The sequence below is a fragment of the Oceanobacillus rekensis genome, assembly GCF_002153375.1.
GTDB classification, from domain to species: domain Bacteria; phylum Bacillota; class Bacilli; order Bacillales; family Amphibacillaceae; genus Oceanobacillus; species Oceanobacillus rekensis.
Genome location: NZ_MTBQ01000009.1, coordinates 1 through 18,612 on the forward strand (window position 1 = coordinate 1; position 18,612 = coordinate 18,612).

The 18,612-nt window shown below is 37.4% G+C and carries 14 protein-coding genes, 9 tRNA genes and 1 pseudogene; 20 read left to right on the top strand and 4 right to left on the bottom strand.

The window, feature by feature from the left end:
• The first annotated feature begins 15 nt into the window (after positions 1 to 15).
• From BV906_RS17350 to BV906_RS17390, 9 genes are all read left to right on the top strand, one after another.
• Positions 16 to 92: transfer RNA gene (locus BV906_RS17350), tRNA-Asp, on the top strand.
• Between the two features lie 33 nt (positions 93 to 125).
• Positions 126 to 198 (top strand) — tRNA-Phe (locus BV906_RS17355).
• A gap of 22 nt (positions 199 to 220) precedes the next feature.
• A tRNA-Tyr gene (locus BV906_RS17360) sits at positions 221 to 305 on the top strand.
• A gap of 30 nt (positions 306 to 335) precedes the next feature.
• Positions 336 to 409 (top strand) — tRNA-Trp (locus BV906_RS17365).
• Between the two features lie 13 nt (positions 410 to 422).
• Positions 423 to 495, top strand: a tRNA-His gene (locus BV906_RS17370).
• Positions 496 to 509: 14 nt separating this feature from the next.
• Positions 510 to 584: transfer RNA gene (locus BV906_RS17375), tRNA-Gln, on the top strand.
• A 3-nt stretch (positions 585 to 587) separates the two neighbouring features.
• A tRNA-Gly gene (locus BV906_RS17380) sits at positions 588 to 662 on the top strand.
• Between the two features lie 11 nt (positions 663 to 673).
• Positions 674 to 747 (top strand) — tRNA-Cys (locus tag BV906_RS17385).
• An 8-nt stretch (positions 748 to 755) separates the two neighbouring features.
• Positions 756 to 839 (top strand) — tRNA-Leu (locus BV906_RS17390).
• Positions 840 to 947: 108 nt separating this feature from the next.
• On the opposite strand, the pseudogene BV906_RS17395 reads toward BV906_RS17390, so the two are convergent.
• Positions 948 to 1,174, bottom strand: a pseudogene (locus tag BV906_RS17395) (IS1595 family transposase); the annotation flags it as partial.
• A gap of 89 nt (positions 1,175 to 1,263) precedes the next feature.
• On the opposite strand from BV906_RS17395, the gene BV906_RS17400 reads away from it, so the two are divergent.
• The 5 genes from BV906_RS17400 (at position 1,264) to BV906_RS17420 (ending at position 7,364) form a co-directional block, all read left to right on the top strand.
• A complete protein-coding gene (locus tag BV906_RS17400) occupies positions 1,264 to 2,238 on the top strand; it encodes a quinone oxidoreductase family protein (protein ID WP_087974897.1) in 975 nt (324 codons plus the stop codon).
• Between the two features lie 66 nt (positions 2,239 to 2,304).
• The gene (locus BV906_RS17405; RefSeq protein ID WP_087974898.1) at positions 2,305 to 2,484 is read left to right on the top strand and encodes a hypothetical protein; all 180 of its coding nucleotides are present in this window, start codon (positions 2,305 to 2,307) and stop codon (positions 2,482 to 2,484) included.
• Between the two features lie 362 nt (positions 2,485 to 2,846).
• On the top strand, positions 2,847 to 4,514 hold the full coding sequence (locus BV906_RS17410) for a ribonuclease J (RefSeq protein ID WP_087974899.1): 1,668 nt from the start codon (positions 2,847 to 2,849) through the stop codon (positions 4,512 to 4,514).
• Positions 4,515 to 4,797: 283 nt separating this feature from the next.
• A complete protein-coding gene (locus BV906_RS17415) occupies positions 4,798 to 5,616 on the top strand; it encodes a gluconate 2-dehydrogenase subunit 3 family protein (protein ID WP_087974900.1) in 819 nt (272 codons plus the stop codon).
• A gap of 35 nt (positions 5,617 to 5,651) precedes the next feature.
• Positions 5,652 to 7,364 (top strand): GMC family oxidoreductase, encoded by a 1,713-nt coding sequence (locus tag BV906_RS17420; protein ID WP_087974901.1) that lies wholly within the window; start codon positions 5,652 to 5,654, stop codon positions 7,362 to 7,364.
• Positions 7,365 to 7,507: 143 nt separating this feature from the next.
• Here BV906_RS17420 and BV906_RS17425 read toward each other — a convergent pair whose 3' ends face one another.
• Entirely contained in the window at positions 7,508 to 8,794 is a 1,287-nt protein-coding gene (locus tag BV906_RS17425; protein WP_087974902.1) for a 2-hydroxycarboxylate transporter family protein, read from the bottom strand.
• A gap of 200 nt (positions 8,795 to 8,994) precedes the next feature.
• Between BV906_RS17425 and BV906_RS17430 the strand changes: the two genes are divergently transcribed.
• A complete protein-coding gene (locus tag BV906_RS17430) occupies positions 8,995 to 9,978 on the top strand; it encodes an L-lactate dehydrogenase (protein ID WP_087974903.1) in 984 nt (327 codons plus the stop codon).
• Between the two features lie 145 nt (positions 9,979 to 10,123).
• On the opposite strand, the gene BV906_RS19615 is transcribed toward BV906_RS17430, so the two are convergent.
• Entirely contained in the window at positions 10,124 to 10,291 is a 168-nt protein-coding gene (locus BV906_RS19615) for a hypothetical protein (protein ID WP_176330402.1), read from the bottom strand.
• 793 nt (positions 10,292 to 11,084) lie between these two features.
• Between BV906_RS19615 and BV906_RS20175 the strand changes: the two genes are divergently transcribed.
• The 5 genes from BV906_RS20175 (at position 11,085) to BV906_RS17455 (ending at position 17,539) form a co-directional block, all read left to right on the top strand.
• Complete coding sequence (locus tag BV906_RS20175; protein WP_342744417.1) at positions 11,085 to 11,816, top strand: SUMF1/EgtB/PvdO family nonheme iron enzyme; 732 nt, start codon at positions 11,085 to 11,087, stop codon at positions 11,814 to 11,816.
• 198 nt (positions 11,817 to 12,014) lie between these two features.
• Positions 12,015 to 13,835, top strand: coding sequence for a XylR N-terminal domain-containing protein (locus BV906_RS17440; RefSeq protein WP_087974904.1), 1,821 nt, complete (start codon positions 12,015 to 12,017; stop codon positions 13,833 to 13,835).
• A 550-nt stretch (positions 13,836 to 14,385) separates the two neighbouring features.
• Positions 14,386 to 15,900 carry a 4-hydroxyphenylacetate 3-hydroxylase family protein gene (locus BV906_RS17445; protein ID WP_087974905.1) on the top strand — a complete coding sequence of 505 codons (1,515 nt, stop codon included), beginning with the start codon at positions 14,386 to 14,388 and terminating at the stop codon, positions 15,898 to 15,900.
• 20 nt (positions 15,901 to 15,920) lie between these two features.
• Positions 15,921 to 16,403: a flavin reductase family protein gene (locus BV906_RS17450; protein WP_087974906.1), complete on the top strand. Its 483-nt coding sequence runs from the start codon at positions 15,921 to 15,923 to the stop codon at positions 16,401 to 16,403.
• Positions 16,404 to 16,561: 158 nt separating this feature from the next.
• Positions 16,562 to 17,539, top strand: coding sequence for a catechol 2,3-dioxygenase (locus BV906_RS17455; protein ID WP_087974907.1), 978 nt, complete (start codon positions 16,562 to 16,564; stop codon positions 17,537 to 17,539).
• A 178-nt stretch (positions 17,540 to 17,717) separates the two neighbouring features.
• Here BV906_RS17455 and BV906_RS17460 read toward each other — a convergent pair whose 3' ends face one another.
• On the bottom strand, positions 17,718 to 18,494 hold the full coding sequence (locus BV906_RS17460; RefSeq protein WP_087974908.1) for an IclR family transcriptional regulator: 777 nt from the start codon (positions 18,492 to 18,494) through the stop codon (positions 17,718 to 17,720).
• Between the last annotated feature and the right edge of the window lie 118 nt (positions 18,495 to 18,612).

Genomic DNA, 18,612 nt, shown 5'->3' on the forward strand with positions numbered 1-18,612 from the left:
AAAAAAAAATAATATGGTCCGGTAGTTCAGTTGGTTAGAATGCCTGCCTGTCACGCAGGAGGTCGCGGGTTCGAGTCCCGTCCGGACCGCCATTTAGTTCTTTACTAAAATTATATGAAATTTATGGCTTGGTAGCTCAGTCGGTAGAGCAGAGGACTGAAAATCCTTGTGTCGGCGGTTCGATTCCGTCCCGAGCCACCTTTTTTATTCAAACATTTTTGGAGGGGTAGCGAAGTGGCTAAACGCGGCGGACTGTAAATCCGCTCCCTCAGGGTTCGGCAGTTCGAATCTGCCCCCCTCCACCATGTTTTATTTTACAGCAGAATTTAATACTTAGGGGTATAGTTTAACGGTAGAACTACGGTCTCCAAAACCGTCAATGTGGGTTCGATTCCTACTACCCCTGCCATACTATTATTATGGCGGTCGTGGCGAAGGGGTTAACGCACCGGATTGTGGCTCCGGCATTCGTGGGTTCAATTCCCATCGGTCGCCCTCAAAATATATTTTGGGCTATAGCCAAGCGGTAAGGCATCGGGTTTTGATCCCGTGTATCCTAGGTTCGAATCCTAGTAGCCCAGCCACTTGCGGAAGTAGTTCAGTGGTAGAACATCACCTTGCCAAGGTGGGGGTCGCGGGTTCGAATCCCGTCTTCCGCTCCAATTATATATTTGGCGGTATAGCCAAGTGGTAAGGCAGAGGTCTGCAAAACCTTTACCACCGGTTCAAATCCGGTTACCGCCTCCATATCATATGCCGGTGTGGCGGAATTGGCAGACGCGCGGGACTCAAAATCCCGTGTCCTCTGGGACGTGTCGGTTCGACCCCGACCACCGGTATCTTTAATGAGTTTAGTAACCTCACAAATGTTGTTATATCAACATTTGTGAGGTTTTTTATTTTTATGGAAAAGGATAGAAAAAGGTTAGATTTGATTTTATTTAAGCGAAGAAAGCATCATATAGCTTAACAATTTCTGCTAGAGTATAGTTGCATCACGTTTCCTCATGGCTTGGCCGATTTTGTGAAGCATGAGCCAAGTGGTTTTATACGTCACTTCAAGTTCACCAGAAAGTCTTGTTGCAGATCCACCACGTTTGTCGTGAGCGATTAAAAAAGTAGCTAGAAACCACTTCGTAAAGTCAGTTCTTGTTTTTTCCATCACGGTTCCGGCATGGAACTATGGTATAATAAATACGAACATTCGTTTCGTTAGCGGCGATTTTTTCAAGAAATTAATTGTTATTAAAGAAGTAGAAATAAATGGGCGAAATTAAAAATTCCATGAAAGCTATTATACTCAATAAATTTGGTGGTCCAGAAGAACTAATGCTAGATAATATTCCTTTGCCAGATATTGGTCCTGATGATGTAATGATTAAAGTGGAATATGCCGGAGTAGGAGTATGGGATATTTTTGAAAGAGAAGGCGGATATGCAGAAATGCTTGGAATTAGGCCGAAATTCCCCTATGTATTAGGTTCTGAAGGGGCTGGAATTGTAATTTCTCTTGGTGAAAATGTAAGAGGTTTTAATATTGGAGACAAGGTATACGCTCCAGGTTTCCTTAATACTAATGGTGGTTTCTATGCAGAATATGTTGCTTTAGACTCTAAGTATGTGACTTGTATCCCAGACAGTATTACCATAGAGGAGGCTAGCACTATCTCTGGTGTTGGTTTAACAGCACTGCGAGGGATTGAAGATACATTAAGACTCGAAAAAGGAGAGTCCGTAATGATTCATGGCGCAAGTGGGGGAGTAGGACACTTAGCGGTTCAACTCGCAAAGATTATGGGTGCACGAGTTTTTGCGATAGCTTCGGGTGAAGATGGTGTCGGTATGATGAAGAAGCTTGGCATTGATGCTGTTGTAAATGGACACAAAGATGATGTCGGATTAGCAGCTCGGTCATTTGCACCTGAAGGTTTTGATGCGGCACTGCTTACTACTGGTGGCGAAATTGCAAATATAGCCGTTCAGTGTGTTCGAACTGGTGGTCGTATTGCTTACCCTTACGGAATATATCCAGAACCAAAATTTAGACCTGAGATTAAGTCAATTGGTTATTACGGGGATCCTGATTCTGAAATTATAAAAAGACTTTATCATTATATCAATACAAATAAAATGACAGTCCATATTGAACAAACATTTTTACTGAAAGATGCACGTTCTGCACATTTAGCTCTCAATAATCACTATCTAGGCAAACTTTGTATTGTAATTAATGATTAGGTTCATGGTATTTCCAAAGAGATTACTCAATCGCCATAGGGCAGAAGGTGTTACGATATACCCAAATTGAAATCAATTGTTGTAATCACCGACAAAGGATTTACAGCAACAAGGAAGAAGTATGAAGATCAAATGCACCATACGAACTCTGATGATGACATGGACAAATTCATACCTAGTGGGAAATACATACTTCCAGGCGGCAAATCTCTAAAAATTCGAATTCGAGATGCACAAGTATTGTAAGTATGTTGGAAAACAACCAATGGAATTAACCGAAGAATAAATGAACCATTTCAATACTATTCAGAAGTACCCAAGGGAAATCTCCTTGGTTTTTTTGCTTTTTACATAATAAGAAGAGAATAAAATCTATTGTCCAGCTTGGCATTCCCGAAGAAGAATCTTCTAATTTTCATCAATTTTTTGCAATTACAATCAGTTTTATAAAATGTGCGATAGACTGTAACAACTACAGGGCTAGTTATTGAATAAAGAAAAGATTGTGTGTTCAAAACTGATCATACAATCCTTTTTTTTATCTCAGACATGTATTCTGCTGATAAAAAGGAGCATACTAAACCATATTGAAATTGGGAGGACTTACTATGCAAACTAAAGATAATATAGTATCAATCTTTGCCCTTGGTGGATTAAATGAAATCGGTAAAAATATGTACGCCATCGAATATGGAAACGATATTGTGATTATTGACTGTGGGAATAAGTTTCCCGATGAGAGTTTACTCGGAATCGATTTAATTATCCCTGATATTTCTTACCTCATGGAAAATCAAGAAAGGGTACGTGCCTTAATTGTTACACATGGCCATGAGGACCATATTGGGGGAATACCTTTCTTTTTGAAAAAAATAAATGTACCAGTGTATGCAACGCGATTCACGCTAGGCTTAATTGAAATCAAACTAAAAGAACATCGATTCCTCAGGGAAAGTGAACTTGTGGAAATTAACTCAGATTCGGTAGTCCAAATCGGTGAAATGGATATTAACTTTTTTAAAGTGAATCATAGTATTCCGGATTGTTTAGGAATTGTATTTGATACGCCAGAAGGGACGATTGTACATACAGGCGACTTTAAGTTTGATTTGACTCCTGCTAATGACGAGCGTCCAGATATTCACAAAATGGCTGCTATTGGGAACAAAGGAGTACTGCTACTAATATCGGAAAGTACCAATGCAGAACGACCTGGTTACACGCCCTCGGAAGAAATGGTAGGTAACAATTTGGAACAGATATTTCTAAAGGCAAAACGAAAGGTTATTGTATCGACATTTGCATCCAATGTTAGCCGTCTTCAACAGGTTGTCAATGCTGCTGAGAAAAACAATCGAAAACTAGCTTTACTTGGTCGGTCAATGGTAAATGTAGTAAAGGTTGCGATGGAACGTGGCTACATAAATATACCTAAGGGCATGTTAATTGAGCCCCGTGATATTAATAAGATGCCTCCAGAAATGGTCACGATTTTATGCACTGGAAGCCAAGGAGAGGCCATGGCAGCACTTAGTCGTCTGTCTACTGGCAGCTTTCGTGATGTAGAGATATTAGCGGAAGATACGGTTGTGTTTGCTGCAGGTCCAATTCCCGGCAATGAAAAAAATGTCACTAGCATTGTTGATAACTTATATAAACTTGGTGCACATGTCATTTATGGATCTGGAAGTAGTTCAGGAATGCATGTTTCCGGTCATGGCTATCAAGAAGATTTAAGGCTCATGCTCACCCTTATGAAACCGAAATACTTTATTCCTATTCATGGTGAATATCGCATGCTGCATCATCACCGATTGCTCGCAGAATCTGTAGGTGTAGAAGATGGCAACACATTTATCTTGAAGAATGGTGATGTTGTGGATGTTGAAAATTCCATTGCCCGCAGCACTCGAAGTCTACCGAGTGGTAATACTTATGTCGACGGATTGGATGTAGGGAATATGGAATATGTATTACGTGACCGTAAACAAATTTCAGAGGATGGCATGCTCATGATTATTATACCGATGAATAAACAGGATAATAAAGTCCTCAATGAACCTGAATTTATATCTCGTGGATTTGTTGATCAGAATTTCTCTGACCTCCGAAAAGGAATGAATCGAATTACAATGGAAACAATCAACGAGCTCCATGAAGCAAATAGATATTCATGGAATGCCATGAAAAAACAGATAAAAAGGGCAATAGGACAATATGTAAAAGAACGCACGAGGAAGGAGCCGATGATTGTACCTATATTGCTGGATATTTGAATTTGAAGTGTAAAAAGTGTAACTGTTTCTATAACTAAGACAAACCTTTAGTTTAATAGCCATTGTATTATACAAAACTATAGAAATTATGCTCGGTAATATAACATAGTAATGATTTTTATGGTAGATAAATTTAAATATAATAAAGGGCTCTTGTCATTTTACGATAAGTCAATTTAGGTATAGGCTTTGTTATTTGGTTCGTTTATAAAACAAATATTATCTTCTGATATAGTGAATTAGTTTTAGAACTATATCATTATAGTTATTGGAGGCTTATTTTATGTCAAAACATGATGAAAAAAAGCTTGATGCGAAGGGTTCCTCAAGGCGTAAATTCTTGAAAAGTTCTGGAATGGCTGTAGGGGGAATTGCAGTTGGTGGAGCATTAGGTGGTTTACTTGGGATGAATGGTAAAGGTGAACAACCGCCTACTGATACTGCAACAGAAGAAACACAACCTGCACAGCAGCATGATCAGGCTTTAGAATATTTTACGAATCGAGCGGATTTCGATTTGCTGGGGCAGGCAACAGAGCGAATTTTTCCAGAAGATGAAAATGGACCAGGTGCGATTGGTTTAGGAGTTCCTTACTATATTGATCACCAATTAGCAGGCAAATGGGGTATCAACGCAAAGGATTATAGGCAGGGGCCTTTCTTTGACGATAAGACGGAATCAGGTGGAGAGGTGAGACTAGGGGGGCAGCAGGAACAGCCGTACCTAGGCTATCAATCTCAATTAAGATACCATCAGGTTTATGACTTAGGCATTGAAGCAATCGAGAAATATAGTCAAGAGACTTTTAATGAAGGATTTACAGCATTAGATGGTGAACAACAAGATGAGGTCTTAGTAGCACTTGAAAATGATGAAGTGGACATACCTGGCATTAAATCAAGCTTCTTTTTTAATATTTTACGTCAGTCGACTTTAGAGGGTGCCTATGCGGATCCGCTTTATGGTGGGAATAAAGATATGCAAGGTTGGAAGATGAAAGAGTATCCAGGTGTTCAATTAAGATATAAACCTGAACAAGTGGAATCTAAAGAGTTCATTGATATAAAACCATCGAGTCTTCATACTACGTTTAATACTTGAGAAAATATTAACAGCAGGAAAAGGGGTTTTTGATTATGGTTACGAAACTGCCTAAAACAGACGTTGTAACGGTAGGTGTAGGGTGGACAGGCGGAATTATAGCAGCTGAAGCCAGTAAAGCAGGACTGAAAGTTGTCGGATTAGAACGTGGTGGAAACCGTGGAACGGCAAACTTTGCGATGAAGCATGATGAGCTTCGTTATGCAATTCGTGGTGAATTAATGCAGGATTTATCAAGAGAAACGTTAACATTTAGACATAATAGGGATCAACGTGCGTTACCAATGCGTCAATATGGATCCTTTATGTTAGGAAATGGTGTTGGAGGAGCAGGTACACATTGGAATGGGATGACAGACCGTTATAACCCATATGACTTTGAAATTAGATCCAAAACAATTGAAAGGTATGGCGAGGATAAAATTGCGGATGGGCTACTCATCCAGGATTGGGGAATTACCTACGATGAAATGGAGCCATATTATACGATGTTTGATAAAATGGCTGGTATTTCTGCTGACGAGACGCCTCTTCGCGGAGAACGTTCAGAACCCTTCCCAAATCCGGCCTTGATACATGGTCCAGAGCTTGGTTTATTTAAAGAAGTAACGAAAAAAATGGGACTGGATCCTTTTACCATGCCAGCTGCTAACAACTCACAACCGTATAAGAATCCGGACGGTCAGCATTTAGCTACTTGTCAAATGAAAGGATTCTGTGAACGATTCGGCTGTGAATACGGTGCAAAAGCAAGTCCAAACGTTACGGTTGTCCCAACAGCACTAAAAACTGGGAATTTTGACCTTCGTCCACATTCTGAAGTTATCGAAGTGTTACATAAAGGTGGGAGGGCAACAGGAGTTATTTATGTCAATACGCGTACAGGTGAGAGATTTGAACAACCAGCTGAAATCGTTGCAGTAACAAGCTATACGTTTAATAATAATCGCTTGTTACTCAATTCAAAACTTGGTACTGCCTATAACCCTGAAACTGGGAAAGGTACAATTGGCAAGAACTACTGTTACCAAGTAATTGTCGGGACAGATGGATTTTTCGATGATCGCAAGTTCAATACTGCAATCGGGTCAGGTGGACTCGGTGCAACAGTAGATAACTTTAATGCCGATAACTTTGATCATACTGATTTTGACTTTATACATGGTGGATCAGTTATTATAAACCAATCTGGTAAAAGACCGATTGAGAACAACCAAGTTCCTCCCGGTACACCAAAATGGGGTAAAGAATTTAAAAATCAATCAATAAAGTACTATAACCGCTCATTGAACGTTCATGCGTATGGTGCAGTTATGCCTCATGTGAATAACTATTTGGATTTAGATCCGACATATAAAGATGTACACGGTAATCCACTTATTCGCATGACATTTGATTTTTCGGAAACCGACCGTAAACGTGGTCACTTCCTGAACGAGAAAACAAAGACAATAATGCAAGAGATGGGAGCAACACATGTCTCTGAGAATACATCAGTTGAGCATTATGACATTACAACATATCAAGCGACACATAACACAGGTGGAGTTATCATGGGGGCAGATCCTGAAACGTCTGCTGTCAATAATTACCTGCAAATGTGGGAAGCGGACAATGTTTTCGTTGTTGGTGGATCAGCATATCCTCACCAAAGTGGTTACAATGCGACGCATACTTTGGCGGCGCTTGCATACCGAGCATCAGAAGGAATTATCAATTATAGTAAAGACGGCGGCAAGCTCGCATAATAGTTAAGAACGAAAGGAAGCACGGGGACGGTTCTCATGCTTCCTTTTGAAAAATCAGGTGCCTGTCCCCACCACTTTAAAGCGTTTAAGTTCTTAACGATGATTTTTAAATGGGAAAATGAACCTGTGAACCCTCTGTCCCTTTAAAGAAATTTAGTAAAGATATCTGCCAGGAATAAAATCAGCGCTGCTCCCAATGTGGAGGAAATTTGGCAAAATGGCATTAAATCCATTCTTTTGGCTGCTGCTAAGACAGATACATCTCCAGTTCCTCCCATATTAGTCATACCCAGCCCTGAGGCAATTGCAGCTTCAATTGGATAGAAGCCAACTAATTTCCCAATAAAACCAGCACTTAAAGCCGCTCCTATTACAATGATTCCTACGATGATAATGAATTCAAGCGTAAGCGCTTGAATAATAACATTAAGATCTGTGAACGTAATTCCAATTCCAACTAATATGGCAAATGTCCAATTTTTCGCAACGAATTGGTACCATGCATTCGCTCCATCCACTATAATTTTGGGGAGAATACCAGATATTTTTAAGATTGTTAACAAGATAATCATCAATGCAAAGGGATGAAGAGGGATGACTTCTCCTAACATTTGACTAATTACAAAAAAGAGCAACCCAGAAATCAATCCAATCCCCATTTGACTTATGTTATAGGTCGTTTTCTTTTTTTCGAAATGGAGTCCTGGCATCATTTCACCATTACCGGTTAAATGTGGATACTTTTTCCCGATGGCATTTAACATACTTGCGATAACAATTGCAAATAAATTACCTAAAGCAATGGCAGGAACTAAAAGAGAAATATAGAAACTAGGATCATTGCCTAAAACGTCGGAGTATAATTGAGACATCGGTATTCCACCTGTGCCCATGCCGCCCCCCATTATTGGAAGAACAATAATCAAGATGGTCTGGATAAAGCCATTTCCAACAAAAAAGCCAGCTATTCCTCCGAGTAAGATTACAGTTGCTACAGCCCCAAGCAAAGGTATGGCGAATCGGCTGCCAACTTTGAGTAAAACTTTTGAATCAATTCCAAGAATACTACCAGTTATTAATGCTGCTATGTAAAAATTTAAAAACCCACCTACTTGTATGAAATCGGTAATCATTTCCGTTGTTTCTGCGGGCATCAGATTCATATGTACAATGAAAGCAGATCCAAATACAGATAAAATTGCCCCTCCACCCAGATAACTTTTTATAATTGGAGTATTATCCCCAATCCATCCAAAAAGCTCACCAAGAACCATCATAATAAGCAAAGCCCCGACCATACCTGCAGGCAAATTTCCAGTGTACATCGCAAGTAATGTAATTGAAAATATAATTAAAAACCAAAGAATCGGGATGTTAAAGATAGTTATTTTTTCTTTGTTTAACTCTTGAACACTTTCACCTTGTGTCATCTTCTTCCTCTTTTCTAAACTTTTCTAAGCTCTACTAAACAATCATTTTAATATACGATGATATGGAAGGTCAATATGAAAAAAAATAATAGTAGAAGAATTTTAAATAGACATTTATTTTAAAACAGATAAAATAAGAGAATAAGGTTTTATCTATGTGTCTAGCCATGAAAGGGCTTGGATGTACGAGGAGGAAAATAATGAAAAATAATAAACTTGCTATTGTTGGTGTCGGGCATGTTGGTTCATATGTACTTGCCGATGCGATGAAGATTGGACTTTTTTCTGAAATTGTTGTGATTGATAAGGATAAAGATGTTGCATTTGGAGAAGCTCTTGATCAGGCCCACGCAACGGCTCTTACCTATATGACAAATGCTCGTGTGTATGCTGGTGATTATGTAGATGTGAAAGATGCGGATGTTATTATTATTGCCGCCGGGCCAAGCGTAATAATCACGGATAAAAATGAAAAACCGGACCGTGCTTTACTTGCAGGAGTTAACGCAGATGTTATTCGTGAAGTCATGGCAGGCATTACAAAGTATACGAAAGATGCCATTATCATTTTAATTACTAATCCATTGGATGCGATGGTATATATTGCTGAGAATGAATTCGATTACCCGAAAGGAAGGGTCTTCGGAACAGGTACGATGCTTGACTCCGCTCGTTTACGCCATGCGGTGGCATCAAACTACAATATCGATCCCAAAAGCGTTACAGGTTATATGATGGGAGAACATGGAATGACTGCATTCCCTGTCTTTAGTCGCTTAAACGTTCAAGGGTTCGGGGAAAGCGAATTGGACATTTACTTCCAAGGAAAAGAAGCACTCGATCGAAAAGTATTCGGTCAAAAAGTGGTTGATACAGCTTATGACGTTATTACTAGCAAAGGGTGGACCAATGCAGCAATTGCCCAGGCAGCAATTACGCTTTCAAAGGCTATTATATTGGATGAACGGAGTGTATACCCAGTTTGTACTACACTAAACGGCCACTACGGATATGAAGGGGATGTCGCCTTAAGCATGCCTTGCATTATTGGTAAAAATGGTGTGGAACAGCAATTGGAGATAGAACTAGATGAACTAGAAATGAAGCTTTTACATAAATCGGCTGCATATATACAAGAAACAATGAAAATAGCAGAAACTGGGAAAGGGAAGAACGTGAAGTAAAAGGGGAGCAGGTACTGGCTGACCGACTTAGATAACCCTACCATGTAACTAAATATATACATTTTCAATCTCATTAAAATAGATAAACACTCACAAATGTTGAAATTAAATGTTTGCGAGTGTTTTACTAATTATGAGTATAAAGTTAACTATTTTCATTTTCTTGCTCATTATTCTCATTATTTTTGAGAACTAAAGCATAATTATTATTGTTTATCAATGGAGCTAAATCTGGTTCATCTTGATTTTCTCCATAAAAAGCTCTGTTTAACTTAATATTTGCTTCTTCCGTTTTAGTCGGTTTTCTTGTCATACTATATCCCTCCTAAGATTATTATTTCCAAGGGATACTCAAGCTATGTATTTTGTTTATTCATTTCGAGCAATCGAACTGCTCCAGGATTGATTACCGAACAGGTTATATGTCATATTTTAATGTAACAACAACAACGAAAGTTTTTTCTGCGACATTTGAGAAAGGTCAGTCCCCAACTACACTAAAGTAATAGAGAAGTGTGGGACTGACACTTTTTTATGCAAAACAATGACCCTATCAGACATAAGTACCTACTCATTGATATTATGTGTGACCAATATAATCGTTTTAACTGCTTTTTCAGCAATTTCCATGAGTGAGAAGTATAATGACTTATTAAAATCCTCTAAAATAATCTGGTTGTTGTTCTGCGTTTTATTTTACTGATACTTTCTTATGTACTACTTTTAACCCCCATAAGTAAATTCCTATTAGTAAACGCCTTCATTATTAAAGAAACTCTCCTCCCTTTTGTAAAAATACAAATTAATTAGATTGTAACTAATATTAATAGAATAAAAAAATACTACTGCCCCTATGGAGATATATTATTATGAATGAATGTTTGTAATTTTAGTTGCGATATACAATTTAGGATAATTTCTAAAAATTACATTATTTATCTATGTTCGGATACTATAGCGGGACACTGCACTTTCATACTATATTAAATTTTTGTAATGTTAATATAAATGTTCTGTTAAGGTTGCGACTTATGAAAACGTTATCTTAAAGTCAATTACATGCTTTATACTTTCTGAGTAAAAGGTTATTAGACATGACAAGGAGGATGTTTCAAATAGAACATAGTAAAACATCAAATTGCTGTTGCATGACTAGGAGTGACATTGTCCAAATATTTGCTGATTCTAAACAAGAAGAAGTCTTTCACGATAGCTCACTATCATCTGAAAAAGTAGAATCAGGAAATAAACAAATCTATATTCCTGGTGGCAGTTTCTTTATGGGGACAAAGGATAAAGAAGGTTACCCTGATGATGGGGAGGGGCAAGTTCGGAAGGTGACAGTTGATCCATTCTATATGGATGCACATACTGTTACGAATGAGGAGTTTCAGAATTTCGTAAATGATGCGGCTTATATCACGGAATCAGAACGTTTTGGATGGGCATTTGTTTTCTATCAATTTGTAAGTGATAAAACAAAACGTAAAGTAAAACAAGTCGTTCAGCAGACACCATGGTGGCTCGTAGTACAAGGAGCATCCTGGAAACACCCAGAAGGCCCCGATTCTAGTATTGAAGATAGAATAGATCATCCTGTTGTCCAAGTGTCATGGAATGATGTCCAAGCTTATTGTAGATGGACAGGAAAAAGGTTACCGACAGAAGCGGTAAAAACATTACCACTAAAAACTGCATTTGAGGGGTTAGACATTGGAGAAGATATATTATATCCAGTAAGCCCAGAATATGCGGATAAAGGAAGTTTCCCATTCACAGGTGAACTTGAAAATGTGCAATATGATTTAGAAGAGGCTGAATATCTATTATTTGAATAAAGTATAATGAGGAGCGGTTATGAGACTGCTCCTTATACATACCTCCAATAAACCTACACATAAAGATGAAAAATAATACTACTATCATTGGATTATTTATATAATATTCATTATAATGGGAATATTAATGTAAAACTAATTTGAAAACGGTTGCAAAAGGTGGTTCAAAGTAACTATCATTAAAGGAGTGAAGGTTGTTTGGAAAAATACCTACAGCTTGAACGTGATATAAGGCTTACAGATGATGGGTTAATTTATTCGGAAGATAATAGAACTATTTTAGTACCAACATCTTCATTCGGTATTTTACGAAAAGATTTATATTCCAATATTGGGAAGGAAAGGGTTAAAGGGTTTTTAATCCGTTACGGTTCTGATCTTGGTCGAAAAGATGCAAAAATCATACTAAAAAAATTCAAAGGTGAACAGATAGAGAACATTATAAAAAAAGGACCCGTCTATCATCAGTTGCAAGGGCATGTTATTCCAACCGNTTCCTATGAAGTAGAGGAGCATATTGAACAATTCGGAATATCTGATGAGCCAGTTTGTTATACACAAGTTGGGTATGCCAATGGATTTTTAACAGAAGTCTGTAATCAAACCGTGTTATTTAAAGAAGTATCCTGTGTCGGAAAGGGAGATAAGGTATGTGAATTCGTGGGGAGAACGGTTGATTATTGGACAGATGAAATGAGTGATGAACTTAAAATTTATAATGAAGAACCGATTGTTAAGGAACTAGAATTAACGTATGAAAAGTTACTGGAAGAACGGAACAATTTACAAAATGTTTCTATAATATATAACAAATTAACGGAGGAGATCTTAAAAGGGAAAGATTTACGTTCCATTATGGATATCGTCTACAACTTAACGAATACAGCTATTTTAATTGAAAATGCAGAATTACAGCCAATTGCATCTGGCGGAATCAATAAGGAACAATGGAATGTTGTTAATGAAGCATTTAAAGAGTATGTTCAGTGTAAGAAAACCATGAAAAAAACTTTTCGGCAAACGAAAATAATAACATTAGATGACCATATAAGGATCACTACTCCTATCTTTTTACAAGGGGAAACGATTGGATATTGTTCTTTTGTGTATAGAGAATCAGAAGAAGTGGATTTTAGATTTCTCGAAATGGTTAATGAGCGAATTTCTTCTATTTGTGCCTTATATATACTGAATAAGAAAACAGAAACAGAAGCAGAAAATCGGATGAAGGGGAGATTTTTGGAGCAGATTCTAAATGAGGAATATACAAAAGAAGAGATTCTAAGTCGAAGTAGTTTTGTAGGTTTAGATCTTTTTCAACCTTATTATATTGTGGTTATCCATTTCCAAATGTCCAATACTGATTACAAAGAGGAATTAACTTTTTTGGAAGAGATAATGAATGAAACTTCAACCTATTTTCAAAGACGGGGAATAAATATTCTAATGGGGCAGCAAGCGAATAATTTGGTTCTCTTATTCTTGAAAAACGAAATAGGGGAAAAAGGGATTCACGCTAGATGTACAACCTACTTAAATAATTTTTCTAAAAGCTATCCTGCTGTTTCGTTCCGTGCTGGAATTAGTATGCAATCAGATGAAATCGAAAATGCCTCTGATAGTTATAATGAAGCACTTACCTCTGTGAGAATGACAACAAAGAAGAATAATATCATGGCGTTTCAATCACTGGGAATATTAGGACCTTTAATTAACCTGAATAACAAAAAAGAAGTGGAACGAATAGCAATATATACAATGAAACCACTCTGTGATGATATAGATAACCATAAAAAAATAGAATTAATTAAAACCTTGTATGAGTATTTGCTTAATGGTGGAAATTTGGAACAAACAGCTTCTGATTTAGCGTTATCATTAAGTGGTCTACGCTATCGTATTGAAAAAATTGAAAAATTAATTGAACAAGATATAAGGGATCCAGAAGTAAGATACAAATTACTGTTATCCATTCAGGCATTAATTTCAATTGGGAAATTTGATCTAGACCATTGTTGAACCATAAAAGTCTCCTTAAATGGAGGCTTTTATGCTTCGAGAAGTCGCATGGAGTGTTGACCCTGGTCAACACTCTTCTTTGTGTACTTGGCAGTGCATCGAACTAATGGGTGAAAGTCTCTAATATCGTAGGGCGAAAGTGTATAGCTGACAGGTAGTGCAATGCTCGTGAGGGGGTTGTGCGAAGGGTCTGATGGTAAAATTCGGAACAGGCGACATGATACCGCGTTGGCTGGCAAAATTCAATAGCTAAAGAAAAGAGTGCGTAGTAATATACACTTCACCGACTTCAAAAGATGAAAAACACCTGGGTGTCCTCTTGATAAACATTGTAAAATATGAGTAAGCCGTATGCCTTGATAGGGCACGGACGGTTTGATAAGGAGAAGCCATGAGAGTGGTTTCCCTACTTTATTAATGTACACAAACTAACATGGAGTGTTTAATGATATTAAATATTCAAACATTTCATGCTATTGTTTATGTAAGCACTTTCAAATAAAATATAATTAAGAAATGCATCAATAATAAAAGTATTGGAGGATGAAAAATGTTAACGGGTAAAGAATATTTGGAAAGCTTAAGAGATGGTAGAGAAGTTTATTTAAATGGAGAAAAAGTAGAGGACGTAACAACACATCCAGCCTTTCGTAATGCGGCTCGTTCTTATGCAAGAATGTATGATACACTACATGATCCGGAAGCAAGTAAAAAGTTAGTAACGGAAACTGAATTTGGAGATAAAACGCATTGGTTCTTTAAAACGCCAAGAAGTGCAGAGGATTTACTGAGTACTAGGGATGCTATTGCAGAATGGTCTAAGTTAAACTTTGGATTTATGGGACGTACTCCTGATTATAAGGCTTCGTTCATGGGTCACTTAAATGGATATGCAGACTTTTTTAAAGGATTCGAGGATAATGCAAGAAGGTGGTACAGAAAGGCATCAAAAGAAGTATCTTTTATTAACCATACGATAATTAATCCGCAAGTGGATCGCTCGAAACCGCTTCATGAAAATAAGGATGTATTTGTACGCGCGGTTGGTGAGAGAGATGATGGCATTGTTGTGAGCGGTGCCAAAATGGTAGGTACAGCTGCACCATTAACAAATTATAATTTTGTTGCGAACTACGGACCAAATGATTTAGGAGACGGTGATCAAAGTCATGCTCTTATTTTCATCATGCCAATGAATGCACCTGGAGTGAAGATGATTAGTCGTCCATCCTATGAATTAAATGCTGCAAGAAATGGTACGCCATTTGATTATCCACTTTCAAGCCGATTCGATGAAAATGATGCGGTAATCGTTTTAGATAATGTGTTTATTCCGTGGGAAGATGTATTAGCTTATAAGAATGTAGAAGTATCTAATAACTTTGTACCTGGAATGCATTTTGTTAACAGATTCTCGATACATGGTGCGACTCGTTTAGCTGTAAAACTTGATTTTATGGCAGGGTTATTGCTAAAAGCTACAGAGGGTGCAGGTACACAGCAATTTAGAGGGGTTCAAGTTAATATTGGAGAAGTAATAGCACTTCGCAATATGATTTGGTCTCTAACTACAGCAATGGCTAGTGATCCTGATGTAGGAATGAATGGTGTTGCAATTCCAAACACGTCTGCTTCCACTGCTTATCGTGTATTGGCACCGAGCACTTGGGTTCGAGTTAAAAATATCTTTGAGCAAGTAGTTGCTGGTGGATTAATTCAGTTACCATCTAGTTCAAAGGATTTTCTAAATGAGGATTTAAGACCACACATTGATAAATATTATCGTGGAACAGGCATTTCTGCTGAAGAACGCGTAAAGTTACTGAAAATGATTTGGGATGCGATTGGTTCCGAATTTGGAGGACGCCATGAGCTTTATGAAGTGAACTATGCTGGTAATACGGAAAACATCCGTATTGAAGCATTGAAAATGGCTGAATTTGCAGGTAAAGCAGATTCTTATAAAGCACTTGCAGAATCTGCAATGAGTGATTATGACTTGAATGGATGGACGAATGAAACTTGGATCAATCCATCTAATGTGGAAGATTTGGTAAAGCAATAAACTTCTAAGGAGGATTTATAATGGATGATCGTCAATTTAGAAATGCGATGGGGAAATTTGCAACTGGTGTAAATGTTATTACAACGGAAGTAGATGGAGATATTCATGGAATGACAGCGAATGCATTCATGTCCGTTTCATTAGATCCGAAGTTAGTTGTGATTTCTATTGGGGAGAATGCAAGCATGTTAGAAAAAGTAAGAAAAAGTAAAAAGTATGCTATTAACATTCTATCTCAGAGTCAAAAAGAATTATCCATGATATTTGCTGGACAAATCAAAGAAGACAGAAATGTTTCATTTGAGAGTTTAGCAGATTTACCAGTAATCAAAGAGGCTAATACGCAAATTTCTTGTGAAGTAGTAAATGAATATGTGGAAGGGGATCATACTCTTTTTATTGGGAAAGTAATTGATCTTAAGCTTCAGGAGTGTTCTGATCCGTTGCTGTTCTATAAAGGAAAATATACTTCACTGGAGAAAACAGAAGAAGCTGTTATGTAAGCTTTTGTAGAAATATAGATAGCGATTAATAGCAAGATATGTTTAGTTTTGAAGAAAAGACTCTATCGTATAGATACTATACTAATATATTTAAATTTAGATTCAACCTATAATGTAAGCGGTTTCGGATTATATTAAATTACAGGGAGGAATTAGTAATGAGTCAATTTAAAGAACCAATTTTTGATGTAGCACAATTAGCGCATGTGGAGCTTTTATCTCCAAAACCAGAAGAAAGTGTAGAATTTTTCACTAGATTTCTAGGGATGAGTGTTACAGCACGATCTGGTCAGTCCGTTTATTTGAAAGCATATGAAGATACGTATCAAAACACGCTAAAAATTACTGAATCGAATGATGCTGGTTTAGGCCATTTAGCTTTGCGTACTATCTCTCCACAAGCATTAGAGCGTCGTGTGGAAGCAGTGAAGGCAACTGGTTTAGGTAAAGGCTGGATTGACGGAGATATTGGGCATGGACCTGCATATCAATTCACAACTCCTGATGGACATAATATGGAATTACTATTTGATGTTGAATACTATCAGCCAAAAGAAGAAGAAAAAACAAGACTTTTAAACCGTAACGTAAAACGCCCTGATCGTGGTGTACCTGTACGTCGCTTAGATCATATTAATCTTATGACTTCAAATCCTGGTAAAAACACAGACTTTTTAGTGGATGCGCTTGGATTTAGAGTAAGAGAACAAATCAAAAATGAAGGAAATGTTCTTGGAAGTTGGATGAGTGTTTCTAACTTGGTTCATGAAATTGCATTTATGCAAGAACCAAATCAAATTCCAGGTAAATTGCACCATCTATGCTACTGGTATGGAATTCCACAAAACCTATATGATATTGCGGACCTATTAAAAGAAAATGATATATTTATTGAAGTACCACCAAATAAACATGGTATTAGTCAAGCGTTCTGTATGTATGTATACGAGCCAGGCGGAAACCGTATTGAATTATTTGGTGACGCAGGATATCTAATCACAGACCCAACTTGGGAAACTGTTACTTGGGAAATGAAAGATACACCCGGGTTTGGGGATACTTGGATCGGAACTGCTTTCCCTGATTCATGGTGGAACCAAGGTACTCCAGTAACCGTTCCTGAAATTGTCAAATAAAACAATGAGAATAAAAGATTTCTTAGAAAAAAGACTTCTTTTTTAAGAAATCTTCTCATTTTATTGGCAGGTAAGAAGATATAAAGTTTTTTATCTTGCATAATTGTGGGCTAAGGCATTCGCCAAAATGTTAAGGCGTTTGCCAAGTTTTCTAAGACTTTATTTGTATAGGCTTTAATTAATAGTCCCAGTAGCCAAGTTTTTCAGAAATTAATTCACCAGCATTCAGTAATTCACGTGCAAAGAATTGAATTCTTGGTTTTGTAAAACGATTACTCGGTCCTACTAAATTGACGGCAGCGATTACATTACAGGAGTGGTCCAGAATAGGTGCGGAAACCGAGGTGACGTCTTTACGATATTCACCTCTACTTACAGAATATCCTTGTTTTCGGATCCTTTTTAACTCGTTATAAAATTCATCACGATCAGTAATTGTTGTAGAAGTAAATTTCATAGGACTATTACGCATGAACGCTTCCACAAGATAGGGATCACTGTGTGCGAGTAAAAGTTTTCCAGAGCTAGTACAATGTGTGTGAAGATGAAGCCCGGAATGGGAACTTAATTGAACGGAATGCTGGCTTTCTACTTTACATAAGTAAACGACATGCAACTTATCTAAGATTGCAAGATGCGATGTTTCCTTATGTGTATGTGCAAGTTTAGTAACGATAGGAAATGCTTCATGGTGAAGGTCAATATGTTCTAAAAAGATTGAGCTTAATTCTAGAACCGAAATACCAAGTTCATATTTATTCGTTTCTTCATTTTTACGGACAAAATCATTAGCAGCTAGCGTTGTTAGAATTCGCTGTACACTACTTTTTCCAATATCAAGTTCTTTTGCAAGTTCACGAACTCCTTTTTGTGGTTGATCCATTGTAAAAGCACGTAATACTCGCATTGAGTTATTTACAGAAGAAAGTAATTTTTTCGATTCGAGTTGATCCATATAAGTTGTCCCCCTTTATAAGACAATCATAAATAAATATTCAGAAAATGTCCACTAGACAGGGACATCTGTATTGTTTGAACATTTTTAAAATATGATAATGAAGTTAAATGGTTCA